Genomic DNA, 19,801 nt, shown 5'->3' with positions numbered 1-19,801 from the left:
CACATAAACAGAACCTATTTCCCTTCTGAGGAGAATAGGCACCGGCTTGTTACTTCAAAATCTCTAAAATACGCTCCAGGTCTTCTTCCGAGAAAAACTCGATTTCAATTTTTCCCTTGTTCTTGTTTTTCTTGATTTGGACATTCGTGCCAAAACGGTCACGAAGTTCAGATTGCTTTTCTTCTATAAAGATATCTTTCTTTTTCTCAATTGTTTCACGTGGAACATCTTCGTTCAGCCTCTGCACCAGATTTTCCAGCTGGCGAACATTCAGGTTGTCTTTCACTACCTTGTCTGCAATTTCAGGAATGATTTTCTTTGAGCGCAATCCCAATAGCGTCCGGCCATGCCCCATCGACAGTTTCTTGTCGGAAATCATTTGGCGGACGTCTTTCGGCAATGCCAGCAACCGGACATGATTCGCTATGTGCGGACGACTTTTCCCTAAGCGAAATGCCAATTGTTCCTGGGTCAGATTCAGCGCTTCCATCAATTTTTGATAAGCCTCTGCTTCTTCAATCGGTGTTAAATCTTCCCGTTGAAGATTTTCTAATATAGCAAGTTCCATCATTTGTTGATCTGTCAATTCTTTGATGATCGCTGGAATGTCATCTAATTTCGCAAGTTTGGCAGCCCGGAAACGCCGCTCTCCGACGACCAGTTCAAAGCGCTTGCCAGCTTTTCGGACCACTACCGGCTGCAGGATGCCGTGCTCTTTGATAGATTCCGACAATTCATCCAGTGCTGCGTTGTCGAAAATCTTACGCGGTTGGTACGGATTTTCTTTTATCTCGCAAATGTTGATTTGACTGACCGTTTCATTTTTCGTTAAATTTTCACCTGGAAATAAGGCGTTGATCCCTTTGCCCAATCCTTTAGCCATTCCGAATCACTTCCCTCGCCAATTCTAAATACATTTCCGCGCCTTTTGATTTTGCATCATAGATGATGATCGGTTCACCGTGGCTCGGTGCTTCGCTCAAGCGCACATTCCGCGGAATGATTGTCCGGTATACTTTGTCCTGAAAATATTTTTTCACTTCTTCGATAACTTGGATGCCCAAATTTGTCCGTGCATCGAGCATCGTCAGCAATACGCCGTCAATCATCAAATCATGATTTAAATGCTTCTGGACAAGGCGGATAGTGCTCAATAATTGGCTCAACCCTTCCAATGCGTAGTATTCGCACTGCACCGGAATGATGATGGCGTCTGAAGCTGTCAGAGAGTTTATGGTCAGCAGTCCCAGCGAAGGGGGACAATCAATGATGATGTAATCGTACATCCCCTTAACTTCTTCAAGTGCGCTTTTCAGGCGAACTTCCCTGGATATGGTGGAAACCAATTCGATTTCTGCTCCAGCCAATGAAATAGTGGCAGGTACAAGGTGAAGATTTTCTACCTTCGTTTCCATAATGGTGTCCTTGATGTCCACATCGTCGATCAGAACTTCATAAATGCATTGGTCGACGTCCCCTTTATTGACGCCTACCCCGCTTGTTGCGTTCCCTTGCGGATCAATATCTATTAAAAGAACTTTCTGGCCCAAATATGCAAGGCAGGCACTTAAGTTCACTGAAGATGTCGTTTTTCCTACGCCGCCCTTCTGATTGGCGATCGCAATTGTTCTACCCACACCTGCACCAACTTTCTTTCTGCTTTTCTCATTTTCAGGGGATACTGCATTATCGGTTTGTTTCCTTCCCCGTCACTCTATTGTATCAAAATATTTCTTCAGTATGATTACAATGCTATTAAAAAAAAGCCTTCCCCTGACAGGAAAGAACTTTCATGATTTTTTCTTCGGAATTTTTACGGTTATTTGATAGTAATCGTCATGTTCTTCTTCTTCGGAAGATACATCGATTCCACTTTTTGTCACCATCGTCAACGATTGCTTGATCGTATTCATCGCAATCCTTACATCCCGGCTGAACGCTTTGCGTTTCGGTTTGGCTTTTTTCGGTTCAGTCGACAGATGGTTTTTCACCTTTGTTTCCAGTTGCTTAACGTTCAAATTCTGTTCGACCGTTTCATGAAAGAATTTCAATTGAACAGCGGGATCCTTCAATTGCAGCAGCACCCTCGCATGGCGTTCCGTGATAACCCGGTCCATCAACGCCTGCTTCAGCTCTTCAGGCAGTTTCAGCAATCGGAGTTTATTGGATACCGTAGATTGGCCTTTGCCCAAACGCTGGGCGAGGGCTTCCTGTGTAATCTCATGGATTTCCAGAAGATTATGGTAAGCATTCGCTTCCTCAATTGCCGTCAATTCCTCACGTTGGAGGTTTTCGATCAAAGCGATGGACGCCGTTTCTTTATCACTCAATTGACGGATGATAGCCGGAACTTCTTCCCAGCCCAATGTCTTCATCGCCCGGAAACGCCGTTCCCCTGCAATGATTTCAAAATTTTCATCTTCGTCTACACGCACAACAATTGGTTGTATAACGCCGTGCATATGAATGGTACGCGCCAATTCTTCGATTTTGCCTTCATCAAAAATCGTTCTTGGCTGGAATTTATTCGCAATTATTTTATCAATCGGCAGTTTGACAACTTCTTCAGAAGCCTCACTCACCGGTTTCTCGACAACTTCTGTCTCTTCTTTATCTCCGCCCCCGAAGAAACGTGAAAAAGGACTTTTCATCCTCAAGCACCACCTTTTAAAAGCTCACTTGTACATAATTCGCTGTTCCTGCTGCAATACCTGCTTTCGGCTAATGTTTCACGTGAAACATTACGTTTATCTAATTTAAGAAATCGGAGATTTATTCGGTACACCCGGTTTTCTCGGATACTTTTTGGGTGTTTCCTTGAATTTCCGGAAAACCTGTAGGTAACGTTCGCTTTCCTCTACCGGTAAAGTGAACACATGGACACTTTCCAGTTTGACCCCGAGTTTGTCCAATGCCTGTTTGGCATCTTTCAATTCATCCCTTGCAGAAGATGCTTTCATCGCTGCAAATATTCCCCCGTTTTTCACAAGAGGTACACATAACTCTGCCAATACCGACAACCTTGCCACAGCACGGGCCGTCACCAGATCATATTGCGCGCGGTGCGCAGATTGACCGAAGTCTTCGGCGCGGGCATGCACAAATTCCATCCCTTCCAATTCCAGTTTTTCGCTTAAGTGGTTAAGGAATTGAATCCGTTTATTCAAGGAGTCCACAATTGTCACCTGGAGATGCGGGAAACAGATTTTTAGCGGAATGCTCGGAAATCCGGCTCCTGCTCCTACATCGCATATCTTCATTGGCTTTGTGAAATCGAGATAAAAAGCCGCAGTTATCGAATCGTAAAAATGCTTTAAATAGACAGATGGCTGATCCGTAATGGCGGTCAGATTCATCTTCTCGTTCCACTCGACCAGTTCTTCATAATAAATGCTGAACTGGCGAAGCTGCCGGTCGTCCAACACTATTCCTTTTTCGCTGAGGGCGTCTTTAAATTGCTGTTCATTCAATCTGCTTCTTCCTCCCTCTTTTTGTTCAACTTTCGCGTACTCGTATCATATGTAAAAAGGGCTGGTGTATCCCAGCCCTTTTAATCGGCTTTTGTAATCTTTATAAATCAGGTTCCATAAACCGCTTCGGCGCTTAGGACAGGGCAAAGATTATGCTCCTGCGCACTGCTCGTCGCAAAGGCATTATCCTCGCAGGCGTCGGCTAATGCCTTCGAAGCTGTTTTGCGCAATATCGATTACTATAATTCTTTATCTTACTAATTGTATCTAATATTTATTCTTTAAATCATACCGAAACTTTAGCGATTCTTCCTTGTTCAATATACACCAAAAGAATCGAAATGTCAGCAGGGTTTACGCCTGAAATTCGGGAAGCCTGTGCAATAGAGAGAGGTCTGACCTCAGACATTTTCACTCTCGCTTCTGTCGCAATGCCGGAAATCGCATGATAGTCGATGTGGTCCGGAATCTTCTTGTTTTCCATCTTTTTGAGTTTATCCACTTGCTGCAGGGATTTTTCGATATAGCCTTCGTACTTCACCTGAATCTCCACTTGCTCTTTGATGTCTTCGCTGAGTTCAATGTCAGATGGTGTCAATTTGGCGATCATTTCATAATTCATTTCCGGACGTTTCAACAGGTCTGCCCCGCGGATGCCGTCTTTCAGCTCGCTGCCACTTGCATCCCGGATGGCCTGCTGGGTTTCTTCCGTCGGCTTGATCATGACTTTGCGCAAACGGGCGATTTCCACTTCAATGCGCTGCTTTTTCTCGATAAAACGGTCATAGCGTGCTTCGGTGATCATGCCCAGCTTGTAGCCCAGTTCCGTCAGGCGCATATCCGCATTGTCATGGCGCAGCAACAAACGGTATTCCGCACGTGACGTCAGCAGGCGGTAAGGTTCGCTCGTCCCTTTTGTGACGAGGTCGTCGATCAGCACGCCGATATAAGCTTCTGAACGGCTCAGAATCACTTCTTCTTTGCCCAGCACTTTCGCTGCTGCATTGATTCCGGCCATCAATCCCTGGCCTGCCGCTTCTTCGTAGCCGGACGTGCCGTTGATCTGGCCCGCTGTATAAAGGTTTTCAATTTGTTTGGATTCGAGTGTCGGCCATAATTGCGTCGGTACGATCGCATCGTATTCGATGGCGTAGCCTGCACGCATCATATCCGCTTTTTCAAGTCCCGGAATCGATTCCAGCAGTTTGCGCTGCACGTGTTCCGGCAGGCTTGTCGACAATCCCTGAACGTAAACTTCGCTTGTGTTGCGGCCTTCCGGCTCCAGGAAAATCTGGTGGCGCGGCTTGTCGGCGAAACGGACGATTTTGTCTTCGATGGACGGGCAGTAACGCGGGCCTGTCCCTTTTGCCATACCTGAATACATCGGCGACAAATGAAGATTGTCATCGATGATCTGGTGCGTGTCAGAAGTGGTATACGTCAGCCAGCAAGGCAGTTGGTCCATGATGAATTCCGTCGTTTCAAAACCGAAAGCGCGCGGCACATCGTCGCCCGGCTGAATTTCGGTTTTTGAGTAATCGATGCTTTTGCTGTTGACGCGCGGAGGTGTGCCGGTTTTGAAACGCACGGTTTCGAAGCCCAGCTCCTCCAGATGCTCAGCCAGTTTGATCGATGGCTGCTGGTTGTTCGGGCCGCTTGAATAGCGGAGGTCACCGATGATGATTTCACCGCGCAGGAAGGTCCCTGTCGTGATGACCACCGAATTGGCGCGGTAAATGCCGCCAGCCTGTGTAACCAAGCCTTTGACAGTCCCGTCTTCAACAATCAGTTTTTCAACGACTCCCTGATGCAGGGTTAGATTTTCTTCATCTTCCATAAGGCGTTTCATTTCCTGCTGGTAGAGCACTTTATCAGCTTGGGCACGGAGTGCGCGCACAGCCGGCCCTTTTGCTGTATTTAACATTCTCATTTGAATGTGTGTTTTGTCGATAACGCTCCCCATGGCTCCGCCAAGTGCGTCAATTTCGCGTACTACGATCCCTTTCGCCGGTCCACCGATGGACGGGTTGCAGGGCATAAATGCGATCATATCCAAATTCATCGTCAAGGTAAGCGTCTCGGCTCCCATGCGGGCAGAGGCCAGTGCTGCTTCAGCACCTGCATGTCCCGCTCCTACAACGATTACATCGAACGTGCCTGCTTCAAATTGTGGCATGTCCGTTCATTCCCTTCGAATTTTATTTCCCTAGGCAGAACTGTGAGAATAATTGGTTCAGGAGTCCGTCATCCGCTGTATCGCCGATGATTTCCCCCAGTAGTTCCCACGTTCGTGTAACATCTATTTGGATCATATCGACCGGCACGTCCATTTCTGCGGCTGCAATGGCATCCGAAATGGTTTGGTGCGCCTGGTGCAATAATGAGATATGGCGTGCATTTGAAACATACGTCATATCCCCTGCTTCGATTTCACCTTCAAAAAACAGCTCCGCAATGGCCTGTTCGAGCTGATCGATTCCTTCTTCTTCTATTAAAGAAGTCGTCACCATCAAATGATCGCCTGCCAGTTGCTGCATTTGCTCCAAGTCAATTTTGCGGGGCAAATCGGTTTTATTGACGACGACGATGTAATTCATTCCTCTGACCGCTTCAAACAATAAGGCGTCTTCTTCGGTCAGTTCTTCCGCGTAATTCAGTACGTAGAGGATCAGATCCGCTTCCTTCAGCACTTTGCGGGAACGTTCCACGCCGATGCGTTCGACAATGTCCTCGGTTTCCCGGATTCCGGCCGTATCGACCAGCCGGAGCGGTACGCCGCGCACATTCACGTATTCCTCTATTATATCACGGGTCGTGCCCGCAATTTCAGTTACGATGGCTTTATTTTCCTGTACCAGGCTGTTCAGCAGCGATGATTTCCCGACGTTCGGCCGTCCCACGATGACGGTCGAAAGACCTTCCCGGAGAATTTTCCCCTGGGAGGAAGTCTGCAGCAGCTTGTCGATTTCCGCCTGGACCCATTTTGCCTTCTCCAGCATCATCGGCCGCGTCATTTCTTCGACGTCGTCGTATTCCGGATAATCGATATTGACTTCCATCTGGGCAATCGACTCGAGCAGGGCCTGGCGCAATGTGCCGATAAGTTTCGACAGCCGCCCTTCCATCTGCCCGAGCGCCACGTCCATGGCACGGTCCGTCTTGGCGCGAATCAAATCCATCACCGCTTCCGCCTGAGACAGATCGATGCGGCCATTGAGGAATGCGCGCTTGGTGAATTCACCCGGCTCCGCAAGCCGTGCCCCGGCGCGCAGGACTAACTGCAGCACACGGTTGACCGAAACGATTCCCCCGTGGCAATTAATCTCGATGACGTCTTCCCGGGTGAAGGTTTTCGGTCCCTTCATGAATGACAGCATCACTTCTTCGACTGTTTCCTCTGTCCACGGATCCCGAAGATGGCCGTAATGAATAGTATGCGTCGGCTGGGTCGCCAACGTTTGTCCGCTCGCCGCGCGGAACAGGCGGTCGGCGATCGAAATCGCCTCCGGTCCGCTCAAACGGACAATGGCGATGGCCCCTTCGCCGCTGGGTGTCGATATCGCAGCAATCGTATCGAACTCCATGATGTATCCTCCTCTATGTGCAGAAAAATCAAATGCCGGGCCGGAATACTTATCCACACCCGCCACTTTCTCTTTTCGTCCATCCAATTTCCTTTGCTCTTAAAAAAAGTTGTCCACATGTGGACAACGAGAAAAGTACATGACTTTCTAACATATTACATTAGCATAATTCTCTCTGAACCGAAAGACAGAGAACTTCTTACGCGTAATTTTATTCAGTGTTATTCATCGGTCATTCCCTACTCATTTCCATGCATATTTACTCAATGCCAGGCTTTTGTCCTATTTCACTCCATTTCCTGCCGCTCTCTCCATCCCAAACCGCTTTTTCTTCCCCTTTTCCCTCTCTCGGGCCACAGTTCACTTTCCGTCCAATAAAAAAACAGCCCGCTTTTTTACAAGCGGACTGCTTTTTATTATCGCAGCGGTTCGATGACCAGATAGCGGTTCGGATCTTTCCCTTCCGAAAAGGTGTCGATATCAAGGCGTCTCGACAAGGCCTGGTGAATTACTTTGCGTTCATAGGATGGCATCGGTTCAAATTGGACACGGCTTCCGGTGCGGATCGCTTTGTCAGCCATCCGATCGGCCAGCTGCTCCAATGTCTCCTGGCGGCGTTCGCGGTAATTTTCCGCGTCCAATTCCACCATTATGAATCCTTTTGCGTGTTTATTGGCCACCAATTGCGCCAATTGCTGAAGCGAATTCAAGGTATGCCCTCTTTTTCCGATCAGCATCGCCACTTTTTCGCTTTCCAGATAAAAACTGGCTTGCTTACCTTTTACCTTATGGCTGATCGACAAATCGTCGATGCCCATTTCTTTGGCAATGGCCTGTAAGTATTTCTTCGTTTCTTCAATCGCCTGGTCATTCGAGGCACGGGAATTTTCCGGCTCTTTGCCGAATCCTTCCTCTTGTCCCTCTTTTTCAGTACTTCTTTCAATCTGTTCTTCAGTCAGCACAGGAATTTCGGTTTCTTTGCCGCTTTCTGCCGATGCGGGCTCTGGTGTATTCACCGTCACTTCCACTTCGGCCTCCTTGGCGCCAAATCCGAAAAACCCTTTTTTCTCTTGCTGAATGACGGTAATGCTCACTTCTTCGCGTGTAACTTGGAGTTTTTCTAATGCTGCAGATATCGCGTTTTCAACAGTTGTACCCGTCTGCGTAATCTGTTTCACTTTTTAGCCCCTCCTGCTTTCGTTTTAACAGGTTGCTGCACTTCTTTCTTTTCCCATGGACGGTAGATGAACATGTTCTGAATCAATGAAATGATATTTCCGATTACCCAATACAACGTCAATGCTGATGGCAAAATGATACCGAAACCGATGATCATGACCGGCATGAAATACATCATCGCCTTCATTTGCGGATTGTCCATTGCAGGTCCTGTACGCAACACCACATATTGCATCAACCCGGCGATAACCGCCAAAATGATGCTTGGTTCTGCCAGCGGAAAAATGAGGAATGAACCAAGATTGATCTCAGGAGTACTGTTCATACGGCTGATTGCGTGATAGAAACCGATAAGAACGGGCATCTGGACCACAACCGGCAGACAGCCCGCCATCGGGTTGACTCCTTTTTCCTGGAACATCGCCATCATTTCTTTTTGGTATTTCTGCTGGGTTACAGCATCTTTTGATTTATATTTTTCTTTCAGCTTCTTGAGTTCCGGCTGAACTTCCTGCATGCGCTTCGAGCTGCGCGTCTGTTTGATCATCAATGGCAGCATGACCAATCGGATAATGATCGTTACTGCGATGATCCCGAATGCATAGGTTCCAAGCAGGTCCTTAAAATAAGTGATGGCTGATACGAGTGGCCAGACGATGAATTCATTCCAGAACCCGTCACTGTCGCTGTTGATCGGCTGATCGAATTCCGTACAACCGGATAAAAGCAAGGCAACGCCTATCAGCGCGATAAGCAATAAATTACGCTTGTTCAAGCTTCTTCCCCCAAACTGATTTCTAAATAAGTTGAAATAAATCACTGCACCAGCCGATATTCCGCAAAACAGCGAAGATGTGCCATACGAAGATGGCACCACCTTTGCGACGAGCTTGCGCAGGAGCATACTCTTTGCTCTGGCCGAAACGGCATATTCAGGCTGATTCTTTCATTCAACTTCTAAATTTACTTCTATAATAACATTCCCTTTGGTGCGCTTTCTACCTCTTTGGCAAGGCTCGGGCAATTTTTAAAACATGCTGCAAGCTTTTCTTGCTTTCATGGAAATCCATGGTGGCCGCCTGTTGCCTGGCGATGATAACATAATCCGCATTCGGCACCAGCTCATCCTCCATTTCGAGGAAAGCTTGCCTGATATAGCGCTTGATGCGATTTCTCGTCACTGCGTTGCCGACTTTCTTGCTGACGGATAAACCAATCCTCAATTCGGGCTGGTCGCTTTTCAGCATATAGACAATGAATTGACGGTTCGCGAATGACTTTCCCTGCTTGAATACTCTTTGAAATTCTTTATCCTTCTTGATCCGTTGATGCTTATTCATTTTTTCACCTGCTTATTAGGCTATATAAGAAAGTACAGCTTATAAAAATTGAAATTCTTTGTAAAGAAGCGTTTCCCTGTCCAGACTCCGGCGACCCAACTCCTCGGACTTAAGCTGCCCTTCCTGTGCGGCAAAGATCGCCGCTTCGGAAGTTCATCTTAAGCCTGTCGGAGCTTAACGGGTGCCGTCGCTTTTCTCTGTCCAGACTCCGGCGACCCAGCTCTTCGGGTGCCGTCGCTTTTCTCTTTAAATGAAAAAAAAGACCACTGATGCGGTCAGTGGACTTAAGCTGATAATACTTTTCTTCCTTTACGACGGCGTGCTGCGATAACGCGACGTCCGTTCTTTGTGCTCATACGTGCTCTGAAGCCGTGTACTTTGCTGTGTTTACGTTTATTTGGTTGATATGTGCGCAATGTCATACATGACACCTCCTGAATTGAGAGTTAACTATATTTTTTTAAAGACAGTCTTGACTATTGTAAGGGGTGGGCCCATCAAATGTCAATGTATTATTCCAAGTCCATTTATTCTCCCTCCATAATGTTATCCACATTCATAAAAAAGTTTTCCGGATTTGCTGTGCAGAACTTTTTTCGGTAAAATAATTATCCACACCCCTTATCTACAAGTTCCGCACATAGGAACCCCATGTGGACAGCTCCATTGTGCACTGTTGCGGTTATGTGGATAAGTATAAGAAATCCTTGTATTGTCTATTCTTTTTTGGTAACATTAACTTGTTTTCACTTGTTGATAATTTTTATACCGAAATACTTATCCACAAACTGTGGGTAAGGTGTGGATAGTTATTCAACAAGCTGTTCATCAATGTTATCCACAGGCTGTGGTTTTGTGTATGATATACTTAAAAAATATTTTACATATAAAGGAGAAGAGCTATTGGAACACTTAGACGAAATCTGGTCGAGTGTCTTAGCCAAAGTTGAAACAAAAATCTCCAAACCTAGTTTTGAAACATGGTTAAAATCAACAAAACTTTTGACTTATCAGGGTGATACCGTCACCATATCCGCTCCGAATTCATTTGCACGCGACTGGCTTGAAAACCATTACGTCCATCTGATAACAGGAATTCTTTCGGATCTGACAGGCGACGATCTGCTGATAAAATTTGTTGTGCCCAAAGATCAGGACATGGACGATTTTCAGCTTCCAGCGCCCCGCATAAAGCCGGGCCAGAATGACCAGCAGGAATTTTTGCCGGGAATGCTGAACCCCAAATACACATTCGATACGTTTGTAATTGGGTCAGGCAACCGTTTCGCGCACGCTGCATCTCTCGCAGTGGCCGAAGCTCCCGCAAAAGCCTATAATCCGCTGTTCATCTACGGGGGCGTAGGACTTGGCAAGACCCACCTCATGCACGCAATCGGACATTATGTCCTGGAACACAACCCGAATGCCAAAGTGGTTTATTTGTCTTCGGAAAAATTCACCAACGAATTCATCAATTCCATACGGGATAACCAAACCGTCGATTTCCGCAATAAATACCGGAGTGTCGACATTCTTCTGATTGACGACATTCAGTTTTTGGCCGGAAAAGAGCAGACACAGGAAGAATTTTTCCATACCTTTAATACGCTGCACGAAGAATCCAAACAGATCATCATCTCCAGCGATCGGCCGCCCAAAGAGATTCCGACACTAGAAGACCGCTTGCGGTCGCGTTTCGAATGGGGTTTAATAACGGATATTACACCGCCTGACCTGGAAACACGGATTGCCATCCTGCGCAAAAAGGCGAAAGCGGACGGCCTGGATATCCCGAACGATGTAATGACGTATATCGCCAATTCCATCGATTCGAACATCCGTGAACTTGAAGGCGCATTGATCCGCGTAGTGGCCTATTCGTCTTTGATCAATCGCGATATGAGCGCGGATCTTGCTGCAGAAGCGCTGAAAGATATCATGCCGAATGCAAAACCGAAAGTCATCACGATTCTGGACATCCAGCATGCAGTCGGAGATCAATTCAACATAAAAATTGATGATTTCAAGACAAAACGCCGGACAAAAGACATCGCCTACCCAAGGCAGGTAGCCATGTACCTTTCGAGGGAGCTTACTGATTTTTCATTGCCGAAAATCGGGGAAGAATTCGGCGGGCGCGACCATACCACGGTCATCCATGCCCACGAAAAGATTTCAACGATGCTGAAAGACAACCAGCAGCTTCAGCAGGACGTCAAGGACATCAAAAAAGCCCTTACCAAGTAAAAAGAAGCTGTGGATAAACCCCGAAATAGTACAGTGGCTTACACACAGCTTATCTACATGTGGATAAGCCGCACAGTTTCAGAAAAAAGGGGTTATCCACATATTCACAGGCCCTACTACTATTATTACTTTAAAAGCTTTAAACAAAATATATATAAGCGAGGTTCGACAATGAAATTCGAGATAATGCGAGAACGGTTAGTTGAAGGATTAAACGATGTAATGAAAGCAGTCAGTTCAAAAACAACGATCCCGATTTTGACAGGGATCAAAATGGACGTTTCTTCAGAAGGAATGAGATTGACGGGCAGTGATTCAGATATCACGATCCAGACTTTCATCCCGGCTGAAGAAGACGGCGAACAGATCATCCGGGTGGCACAGGGAGGAAGCATTGTTCTCCAGGCGAAAGTATTCGGGGAAATCATCCGCAAATTGCCGACTAATGATGTCGAAATTGAAATCACCGGAAACTTCCAGACACATATTCGTTCAGGTAAATCCGAATTTCATCTAATTGGCTTGGATGCAATGGATTATCCACAGCTTCCTGAAATCCAGGATGACCGCCTGTTCACAATCCCGGCGGATCTATTGAAGACAATCAACCGTGAAACCGTGTTTGCCGTTTCCAGTTCAGAAACGCGTCCGGTCCTTACCGGCGTGCACTGGGAAGTCAAAGATGGGGAACTGGTGTGTGTCGCGACCGACAGCCACCGTCTTGCGCGCCGAAAAACGAAATTGGAAACTCTGCCGGAAGGCGAATACAGTGTCGTCATTCCAGGAAAGAGCCTGAACGAGCTGAATAAGATTCTTGATGACAATTCCGAACCGGTTGAAATCGTCATGACAAACCAGCAGGTACTTTTCAAATCGAAGCATATTCTTTTCTTCTCAAGATTATTGGAAGGAAATTATCCGGATACGTCCCGCCTGATTCCGGCGGAATATAAAACAACTGTCACAGTAAACGGCCGATCGTTGCTGCAGGCAATTGACCGCGCTTCTTTATTGGCACGCGAAGAACGCAATAATGTGGTCCGCTTCTCAGCTGCAGAAGGCAATGATGTCGAAGTTTCTTCCAATTCACCGGAAGTCGGTAAAGTGGAAGAGCAGCTGCAGGCACAAAGTATAGAAGGGGAAGATCTGAAAATCTCCTTCAGCGCGAAATTCATGATGGATGCTTTAAAAGCGATTGATGGGCAGGATGTGGTCATTCAATTCTCAGGTGCTATGCGCCCATTCGTTCTGAAATCAGCGTTGGATGATTCGATTCTTCAGCTGATTCTTCCTGTCCGGACATATTAAATAACCAGCAACACCTCAGGATAGCCCATAGAGGCTATCCTTTTTTACTTCTGGGGGTAAATAGGGTAAAATAGAGGGATAGACTACGAATTGAAGGATGAGTGCATTTTGAAAGAAATCGGTATTGAGACAGAATTTATAACTTTGGGACAATTATTGAAAATGACAGATATAATCAATTCGGGCGGAATGGCGAAATGGTTCCTGAGCGAACATGAGGTTTTCGTCAATGGAGAAGCGGAAAATCGCAGAGGAAGAAAGCTGCGTCCGGAAGACACGGTATCAATTCCAGAGGCGGGGGAATTTCGCATTGTCGTCGCCGAAGGCATGAGCTTCGATGCGGATTGACCGTCTCGAGCTCCTGAATTACCGCAACTACGAAAAGCTGGAGCTGTCGTTTTCCCCGGAGATCAATGTTTTTATAGGAGAGAACGCGCAAGGCAAGACCAATATCATGGAAGCATTGTACGTGCTGTCGATGGCCAAATCCCATCGCACTTCCAATGATAAGGAACTGATACGCTGGGATGCGGAATATGGTAAAATAAAAGCTGATGTATACCGTAAATACGGCAAACTGCCGCTTGAAATCACCTTATCCAAAAAAGGCAAGACTGCGAAAGTCAATCACCTGGAACAGCGCAGGCTCAGCGATTACATCGGGCAACTGAACGTTGTCATGTTCGCCCCGGAGGATCTGCATCTTGTGAAAGGCAGCCCCCAGGTGCGGCGGCGGTTTATCGACATGGAAATCGGCCAGATTTCGCCGGTTTACCTGCATGACCTTCTGACTTATCAGAAGCTGCTGAAACAGCGGAATCATATATTGAAACAACATTACGGCAAACAATCGATCAATGACGTCATGTTCGATGTCTACACGGATCAATTTATAGAAGCAGCGGTAAAAATCATCCGCAAGAGATTCCATTTTATGGAACTTCTTCAAAAATGGGCAGCTCCAATCCACGAGGGAATTTCCAGGGGACTCGAGCAACTGGAAATCCGCTACCAGCCAATCAGCGGTTTGGATCCCGATTGGACGCCAGAAAAAATGGCGTCTTTTTTAGGGGAGAAGCTGGTGGAAGTCAGAAAAAGGGAAATTGACCGCGGAGTGACGCTTGTCGGTCCTCATCGGGATGAGCTCCAATTCTTCGTCAATGGCTATGATGTCCAGACTTACGGCTCCCAGGGCCAGCAGCGTACCACCGCCCTGTCACTGAAATTGGCTGAAATCGAGCTGATCAAACAGGAAGTGGGAGAGCCTCCGGTTTTGTTGCTGGATGATGTGTTGTCGGAATTGGACGATTACCGCCAGTCCCATTTGCTAAATACGATACGCGGTTCGGTCCAGACATTTGTGACCACCACCAGTGTAGATGGAATTCAGCATGAAACGATTCAAAACGCCCGCCTCTTTGAAGTAACAAATGGAACTGTCAAAGAGTAAAATAAGAAGGTGCGTACAGTCCCGGATCATCCGAATAACTGAAGCTGGGCCGTCATCTGGCATGTACTGTAAATGGCGGCGTTTTTGTGCGGATGGCAATGCGAATCGGAAAAATTGGAATTTCATTAACTAATAGATAAACAGTCCAGAGAGTTACAGCGTGCCACGGGAAATAGAAATGTTGTAAGAAAGAGCAGGTGGGTGGAATGGCTATGGAAGAAAACAAACTTCAAGACTCATATGGCGCCAATCAAATCCAGGTACTGGAAGGGTTGGAAGCTGTCCGAAAAAGACCGGGGATGTATATCGGTTCGACGGGTTCACGCGGCCTTCATCATTTGGTGTGGGAAATTGTCGATAACAGTATCGATGAAGCGCTTGCCGGTCATTGCGATCAAATCAAAGTGACAATTGAAAAAGACAACTGGATCCGCGTCGAAGATAACGGTCGGGGAATTCCGGTTGGTATGCAGGAGAAAATGGGACGTCCGGCTGTCGAAGTCATCATGACTGTACTTCATGCCGGCGGTAAATTCGGCGGCGGCGGATATAAAGTGTCGGGCGGACTTCACGGAGTAGGCGCTTCGGTGGTAAATGCTTTGTCAGAAGTGACAGAAGTTTATGTAAACCGTGATTCAAAACGCCATTACATCAAATTCGAACGCGGAGCGGTGACAGAAGAATTGAATGTCATCGGAGAATCCGACCACACAGGAACGACGATCCGTTTCAAAGCCGATGGCGATATCTTCAAGGAAACCACCGTTTATGAATTCGATATCCTTGATCACCGTTTGCGCGAACTGGCTTATTTGAACCGCGGCTTGAAAATCGTTGTGGCCGATGAGCGAGAAGGCGAAGAAAAAGAGAAAAACTATCATTTCGAGGGTGGGATCAAGTCCTACGTCGAACATTTAAATAAATCAAAAGACGCGATCCATGAAGAAGCGATTTTTGTGGAAGCGGAAAAAGAAGGTATCACGGTTGAAGTAGCCATGCAGTATAATGCCGGCTACGCAGCCAATATTTTCTCGTTTGCCAATAATATCAACACCCACGAAGGCGGAACGCACGAATCCGGCTTTAAGACGGCTTTGACGCGCGTCATCAATGATTACGGCCGAAAAAACGGCATGCTCAAAGAAGTGGAAACAAATTTGTCGGGTGATGACGTGCGTGAAGGTTTAACAGCCATCATCTCCATAAAACACCCGGACCCTCAATTCGAAGGACAAACAAAAACGAAATTGGGCAATACGGAAGTCAGCACAATCGTCAATAACCTGTTTTCAGGCGGATTTGAGCGCTTTATGCTTGAAAATCCTTCTACGGCACGCAAAATCGTCGAAAAAGGCGTTATGGCATCGCACGCACGCATGGCGGCTAAAAAGGCCCGGGAATTTACACGCCGCAAATCGGTTCTTGAAGTTTCAAGCCTGCCGGGCAAACTGGCGGATTGTTCTTCGCGTGACCCGAAAGTCAGTGAAATTTATATCGTTGAGGGTGACTCAGCGGGAGGCTCGGCAAAATCAGGCCGTGACCGCCACTTCCAGGCCATTCTGCCACTGCGTGGGAAAATCCTGAATGTTGAAAAAGCCCGTCTCGACAAAATTCTCTCAAACGCGGAGATCCGCAATATCATTACCGCGCTTGGAACCGGCATTGGAGAAGAGTTTAATCTTCAAAAAGCCCGTTACCATAAAGTGGTTATTATGACTGATGCCGATGTTGACGGTGCCCATATCCGCACGCTGCTGTTGACTTTCTTCTTCCGTTATATGCGCCCGTTGATTGAAGCCGGCTATATATATATCGCTCAGCCGCCTTTATTCCAGATCAAACAGGGCAAGCATGTGGAATATGTTTATACTGATGCACAATTGAAAGAAGCATTGGCGAATCTGTCGAGTAATCCGAAACCGAATATTCAGCGCTACAAAGGACTCGGTGAGATGAACGCAACACAGTTGTGGGATACGACAATGGATCCGGATGTCCGGACATTGCTGCAGGTAACATTAAATGATGCCATGACGGCAGACGAGACATTCCACATTCTCATGGGGGATGACGTTGAACCGCGCCGGAACTTCATTGAAGAAAATGCCCGTTATGTTAAGAATTTGGATGTGTAAGGTGATACAGGTGAGAGGGGGCTGCGGATATGGCGGAACGGCCTAGCAGTGGAGTAGAAGAAATAAATATAAGCACGGAGATGCGCACGTCGTTTTTGGACTATGCAATGAGCGTCATCGTCTCCCGTGCCCTGCCGGATGTGCGTGATGGATTGAAACCGGTCCATCGGCGAATCCTTTATGCAATGCACGATCTTGGGATCACTTCCGATAAAGCCTATAAAAAATCTGCTCGTATCGTCGGGGACGTAATTGGTAAATATCACCCGCACGGCGACAGTGCAGTTTATGAAACGATGGTAAGAATGGCGCAGGATTTCAGTTATCGCTATATGCTTGTCGACGGACACGGAAATTTCGGGTCTGTAGATGGTGATGCGGCAGCTGCTATGCGTTATACGGAATCCAGAATGTCCAAAATTTCGATGGAAATATTGCGTGACCTGAATAAAAACACGATCGACTATAAAGAAAACTACGATGGCCAGGAAAAAGAACCGGTCGTCCTGCCAGCCCGTTTCCCGAACTTATTGGTCAACGGTACTTCAGGGATTGCAGTCGGTATGGCTACGAATATTCCGCCGCATAATCTTGGCGAAACGATTGACGCCGTTTTGGCATTGGCGGAAAATCCGGCTATTACAACGGAAGAATTGATGGAATATGTTTCCGGACCGGATTTCCCGACCGGCGGCATTATCCTGGGTCGGAGCGGCATTCGCCGCGCTTACGAAACCGGCAAAGGTTCCGTTCTTATCCGTTCAGTGGTAGAAATAGAAACAAAACCGAATGGCCGTGAAACAATCCTGATCCATGAATTACCGTATCAGGTCAATAAAGCACGCCTCATTGAGAAAATCGCTGAATTGGTGCGGGACAAGAAAATCGATGGCATCACCGACCTTCGCGATGAATCTGACAGAAATGGAATGCGTGTTGTCATCGAAGTTCGCCGCGATGCGAGTGCCAATGTCCTATTGAATAACCTTTACAAGCAAACAGCGATGCAGACAAGCTTCGGCATTAATATGCTGGCTCTTGTAGATGGACATCCGAAGGTTCTGGGACTGAGAGATGTATTATTCCATTATCTGGAGCACCAGAAAGTGGTCATCCGCCGCCGCACCCAGTTCGATTTGCAAAAAGCGGAAGACCGCGCACACATTCTGGAAGGCTTGCGTATTGCACTTGATCATATCGACGCCATCATTGCATTAATACGCGGATCCCAGACAGCAGAAGAAGCACGCAATGGTCTGATGAACGATTTCAACCTTTCCGAGCGCCAATCACAGGCCATTCTCGATATGCGCCTCCAGCGCTTAACAGGCCTGGAACGCGATAAAATCGAAGATGAATATCTTGGGTTGGTCAAAATAATTGAAGAACTTCGTGAAATTCTGGCTAACGAATACCGGATCATTGAAATCATCCGTGAAGAAATGCTGGAAATCAAAGAGCGCTTCAACGATGCAAGAAGAACGGAAATCACTACGGGCGGCTCTGAAATGTTCGAAGACGAAGATTTGATCCCCCGCGAAGATTCAGTTCTTACACTGACTCATAACGGTTACATCAAGCGCCTGCCTGCAAACACTTACCGCAGCCAAAAACGCGGAGGACGCGGCGTTCAGGGAATGGGGACAAATGAAGACGATTTCGTAGAACACCTTCTATATACCTCTACCCATGACACGATCCTGTTCTTCACGAACAAAGGGAAAGTCTACCGGAAAAAAGGCTATCAGATTCCGGAATATGGCCGCACTGCAAAAGGGCTGCCACTCGTGAATCTGCTTGAAATCGGCAAAGAAGAAAAAGTTACCGCTGTAATCCGTGTGGAGGAGTTCAAGGAAGATGCATTCTTCTTCTTTACTACCCGTGATGGAATCAGCAAACGGACTCCGGTAACAAATTATGCCAATATCCGCCAAAATGGTTTGATTGCCATCGGCCTGCGTGAAGAAGATGAGCTGATATCAGTCAAACTGACAGACGGCACGAAGGAAATGGTTATCGGAACACGCAATGGTGCACTGATCCGCTTCCCGGAAACCGATATCCGCAGCATGGGCCGGACAGCAAGCGGCGTCCGCGGCATCCGTTTACGTGAAGGCGACAAAGTCGTAGGCATGGAAATTTTGGATCCCGAAGACAATGTCCTGGTCATTACGGAAAATGGTTACGGCAAACAAACGAAAGAATCCGAATACCGCGTCCAGTCGCGGGGAGGAATGGGGATTAAAACGTGCCAGATCACTGATAAGAATGGACCGCTTGTTGCAGTCCGGACCGTCAATGGCACGGAGGACATCATGCTGATCACCGTCAATGGCGTACTGATCCGTATGGATGTCAATGATATCTCCACCACCGGCAGAAGCACGCAGGGTGTCCGTCTGATTCGTTTGAGCGAAGACGAGATCGTCGCAACAGTTGCGAAGGTCAAGAAAGACATCGATTTGCCGGAACCAGAAGAGGAAGGCGACGATGAGCTTCTTATAGAAGAAAGTGCTGGCGCAGACGTTTACGCGGAAGATGAAGTTGTATCCGACGATGCAGCGGAAAGCGTTGAAGAACTGCCTGAAGAAACTGAAGAATAAATTTTAGGAACCCGCTGAAAGCTTTGCGGGTTCTTTTTTTTCGGCCATTTTTATTAACGGAATTTTTTTGCAATTGAACCAAAAAATAATCATTGAAAACAAATCACCCGAATCAGAAGTTTTTTTAGGTTTCCTGTTGACGCAGCCTTGCCTGCGTGGTATATTTATCAAGTCGCCAAAGAGCGCGGCGTTATAATTTGAACCTTGAAAACTGAACAGCAAAACGTCAACGAAAGACGTCACGAGCGCCTTGGCGCGAGAACGGCTTTTGCGATGGTCGCCTTCGGGCGATCGGAGCACCGCCTTCGAACTACTTGGGTTCGTGACTTAACTTACTGATCAGCATTCGTGCAGATCAAAAGCGAATCGCTTGTCTTCGGACGGCGATGCGCCAGCAGTATTGAGCAATCAACACTACTCTATAATGGAGAGTTTGATCCTGGCTCAGGACGAACGCTGGCGGCATGCCTAATACATGCAAGTCG

At 47.1% G+C, this 19,801-nt stretch carries 16 protein-coding genes and 1 rRNA gene; 7 read left to right on the top strand and 10 right to left on the bottom strand.

What is annotated here, in order from left to right; all coding sequences use genetic code 11:
- Positions 1 to 49: 49 nt before the first annotated feature.
- The 10 genes from DIJ65_RS11395 to rpmH form a co-directional block, all read right to left on the bottom strand.
- Positions 50 to 883 carry a ParB/RepB/Spo0J family partition protein gene (locus DIJ65_RS11395; RefSeq protein WP_117302341.1) on the bottom strand — a complete coding sequence of 278 codons (834 nt, stop codon included), beginning with the start codon at positions 881 to 883 and terminating at the stop codon, positions 50 to 52.
- Positions 876 to 1,637, bottom strand: coding sequence for a ParA family protein (locus DIJ65_RS11390; protein WP_117302339.1), 762 nt, complete (start codon positions 1,635 to 1,637; stop codon positions 876 to 878). Before DIJ65_RS11390 ends, DIJ65_RS11395 begins: the two co-directional genes overlap by 8 nt.
- Positions 1,638 to 1,790: 153 nt before the next feature.
- The gene (gene noc / locus DIJ65_RS11385) at positions 1,791 to 2,651 is read right to left on the bottom strand and encodes a nucleoid occlusion protein (protein ID WP_117302337.1); all 861 of its coding nucleotides are present in this window, start codon (positions 2,649 to 2,651) and stop codon (positions 1,791 to 1,793) included.
- Positions 2,652 to 2,756: 105 nt separating this feature from the next.
- Positions 2,757 to 3,470: a 16S rRNA (guanine(527)-N(7))-methyltransferase RsmG gene (rsmG, locus tag DIJ65_RS11380; protein WP_117302335.1), complete on the bottom strand. Its 714-nt coding sequence runs from the start codon at positions 3,468 to 3,470 to the stop codon at positions 2,757 to 2,759.
- A 286-nt stretch (positions 3,471 to 3,756) separates the two neighbouring features.
- Entirely contained in the window at positions 3,757 to 5,646 is a 1,890-nt protein-coding gene (mnmG, locus tag DIJ65_RS11375) for a tRNA uridine-5-carboxymethylaminomethyl(34) synthesis enzyme MnmG (protein WP_117302333.1), read from the bottom strand.
- A gap of 22 nt (positions 5,647 to 5,668) precedes the next feature.
- The gene (mnmE, locus tag DIJ65_RS11370; protein ID WP_117302331.1) at positions 5,669 to 7,054 is read right to left on the bottom strand and encodes a tRNA uridine-5-carboxymethylaminomethyl(34) synthesis GTPase MnmE; all 1,386 of its coding nucleotides are present in this window, start codon (positions 7,052 to 7,054) and stop codon (positions 5,669 to 5,671) included.
- A 416-nt stretch (positions 7,055 to 7,470) separates the two neighbouring features.
- Positions 7,471 to 8,232 (bottom strand): RNA-binding cell elongation regulator Jag/EloR, encoded by a 762-nt coding sequence (gene jag, locus DIJ65_RS11365; protein WP_071151787.1) that lies wholly within the window; start codon positions 8,230 to 8,232, stop codon positions 7,471 to 7,473.
- Positions 8,229 to 9,008, bottom strand: a complete 780-nt coding sequence (gene yidC, locus DIJ65_RS11360; RefSeq protein WP_117302329.1) for a membrane protein insertase YidC — start codon at positions 9,006 to 9,008, stop codon at positions 8,229 to 8,231. The genes jag and yidC overlap by 4 nt, the downstream gene beginning before the upstream one ends.
- Positions 9,009 to 9,231: 223 nt before the next feature.
- Positions 9,232 to 9,573 carry a ribonuclease P protein component gene (gene rnpA, locus DIJ65_RS11355; protein WP_117302328.1) on the bottom strand — a complete coding sequence of 114 codons (342 nt, stop codon included), beginning with the start codon at positions 9,571 to 9,573 and terminating at the stop codon, positions 9,232 to 9,234.
- A gap of 284 nt (positions 9,574 to 9,857) precedes the next feature.
- Complete coding sequence (rpmH, locus tag DIJ65_RS11350) at positions 9,858 to 9,995, bottom strand: 50S ribosomal protein L34 (protein ID WP_033544046.1); 138 nt, start codon at positions 9,993 to 9,995, stop codon at positions 9,858 to 9,860.
- Between the two features lie 481 nt (positions 9,996 to 10,476).
- On the opposite strand from rpmH, the gene dnaA reads away from it, so the two are divergent.
- The 7 genes from dnaA to DIJ65_RS11315 form a co-directional block, all read left to right on the top strand.
- A complete protein-coding gene (gene dnaA / locus DIJ65_RS11345) occupies positions 10,477 to 11,820 on the top strand; it encodes a chromosomal replication initiator protein DnaA (protein WP_071152274.1) in 1,344 nt (447 codons plus the stop codon).
- A gap of 171 nt (positions 11,821 to 11,991) precedes the next feature.
- Positions 11,992 to 13,128 (top strand): DNA polymerase III subunit beta, encoded by a 1,137-nt coding sequence (dnaN, locus tag DIJ65_RS11340; protein ID WP_071152275.1) that lies wholly within the window; start codon positions 11,992 to 11,994, stop codon positions 13,126 to 13,128.
- Between the two features lie 108 nt (positions 13,129 to 13,236).
- Complete coding sequence (gene yaaA, locus DIJ65_RS11335; RefSeq protein ID WP_071152278.1) at positions 13,237 to 13,476, top strand: S4 domain-containing protein YaaA; 240 nt, start codon at positions 13,237 to 13,239, stop codon at positions 13,474 to 13,476.
- The gene (gene recF, locus DIJ65_RS11330) at positions 13,466 to 14,578 is read left to right on the top strand and encodes a DNA replication/repair protein RecF (protein WP_071152276.1); all 1,113 of its coding nucleotides are present in this window, start codon (positions 13,466 to 13,468) and stop codon (positions 14,576 to 14,578) included. Before yaaA ends, recF begins: the two co-directional genes overlap by 11 nt.
- A 206-nt stretch (positions 14,579 to 14,784) precedes the next feature.
- Positions 14,785 to 16,713 carry a DNA topoisomerase (ATP-hydrolyzing) subunit B gene (gene gyrB / locus DIJ65_RS11325; protein WP_117302326.1) on the top strand — a complete coding sequence of 643 codons (1,929 nt, stop codon included), beginning with the start codon at positions 14,785 to 14,787 and terminating at the stop codon, positions 16,711 to 16,713.
- A gap of 29 nt (positions 16,714 to 16,742) precedes the next feature.
- Positions 16,743 to 19,316 (top strand): DNA gyrase subunit A, encoded by a 2,574-nt coding sequence (gyrA, locus tag DIJ65_RS11320; protein WP_117302324.1) that lies wholly within the window; start codon positions 16,743 to 16,745, stop codon positions 19,314 to 19,316.
- A gap of 421 nt (positions 19,317 to 19,737) precedes the next feature.
- Positions 19,738 to 19,801, top strand: a 16S ribosomal RNA gene (locus tag DIJ65_RS11315); the annotation flags it as partial.

This window comes from Planococcus salinarum (assembly GCF_007004625.1).
GTDB lineage: Bacteria > Bacillota > Bacilli > Bacillales_A > Planococcaceae > Planococcus > Planococcus salinarum.
Note: the sequence above shows the minus strand (reverse complement) of the source record. Positions and strands in the feature narration are given on the sequence as shown.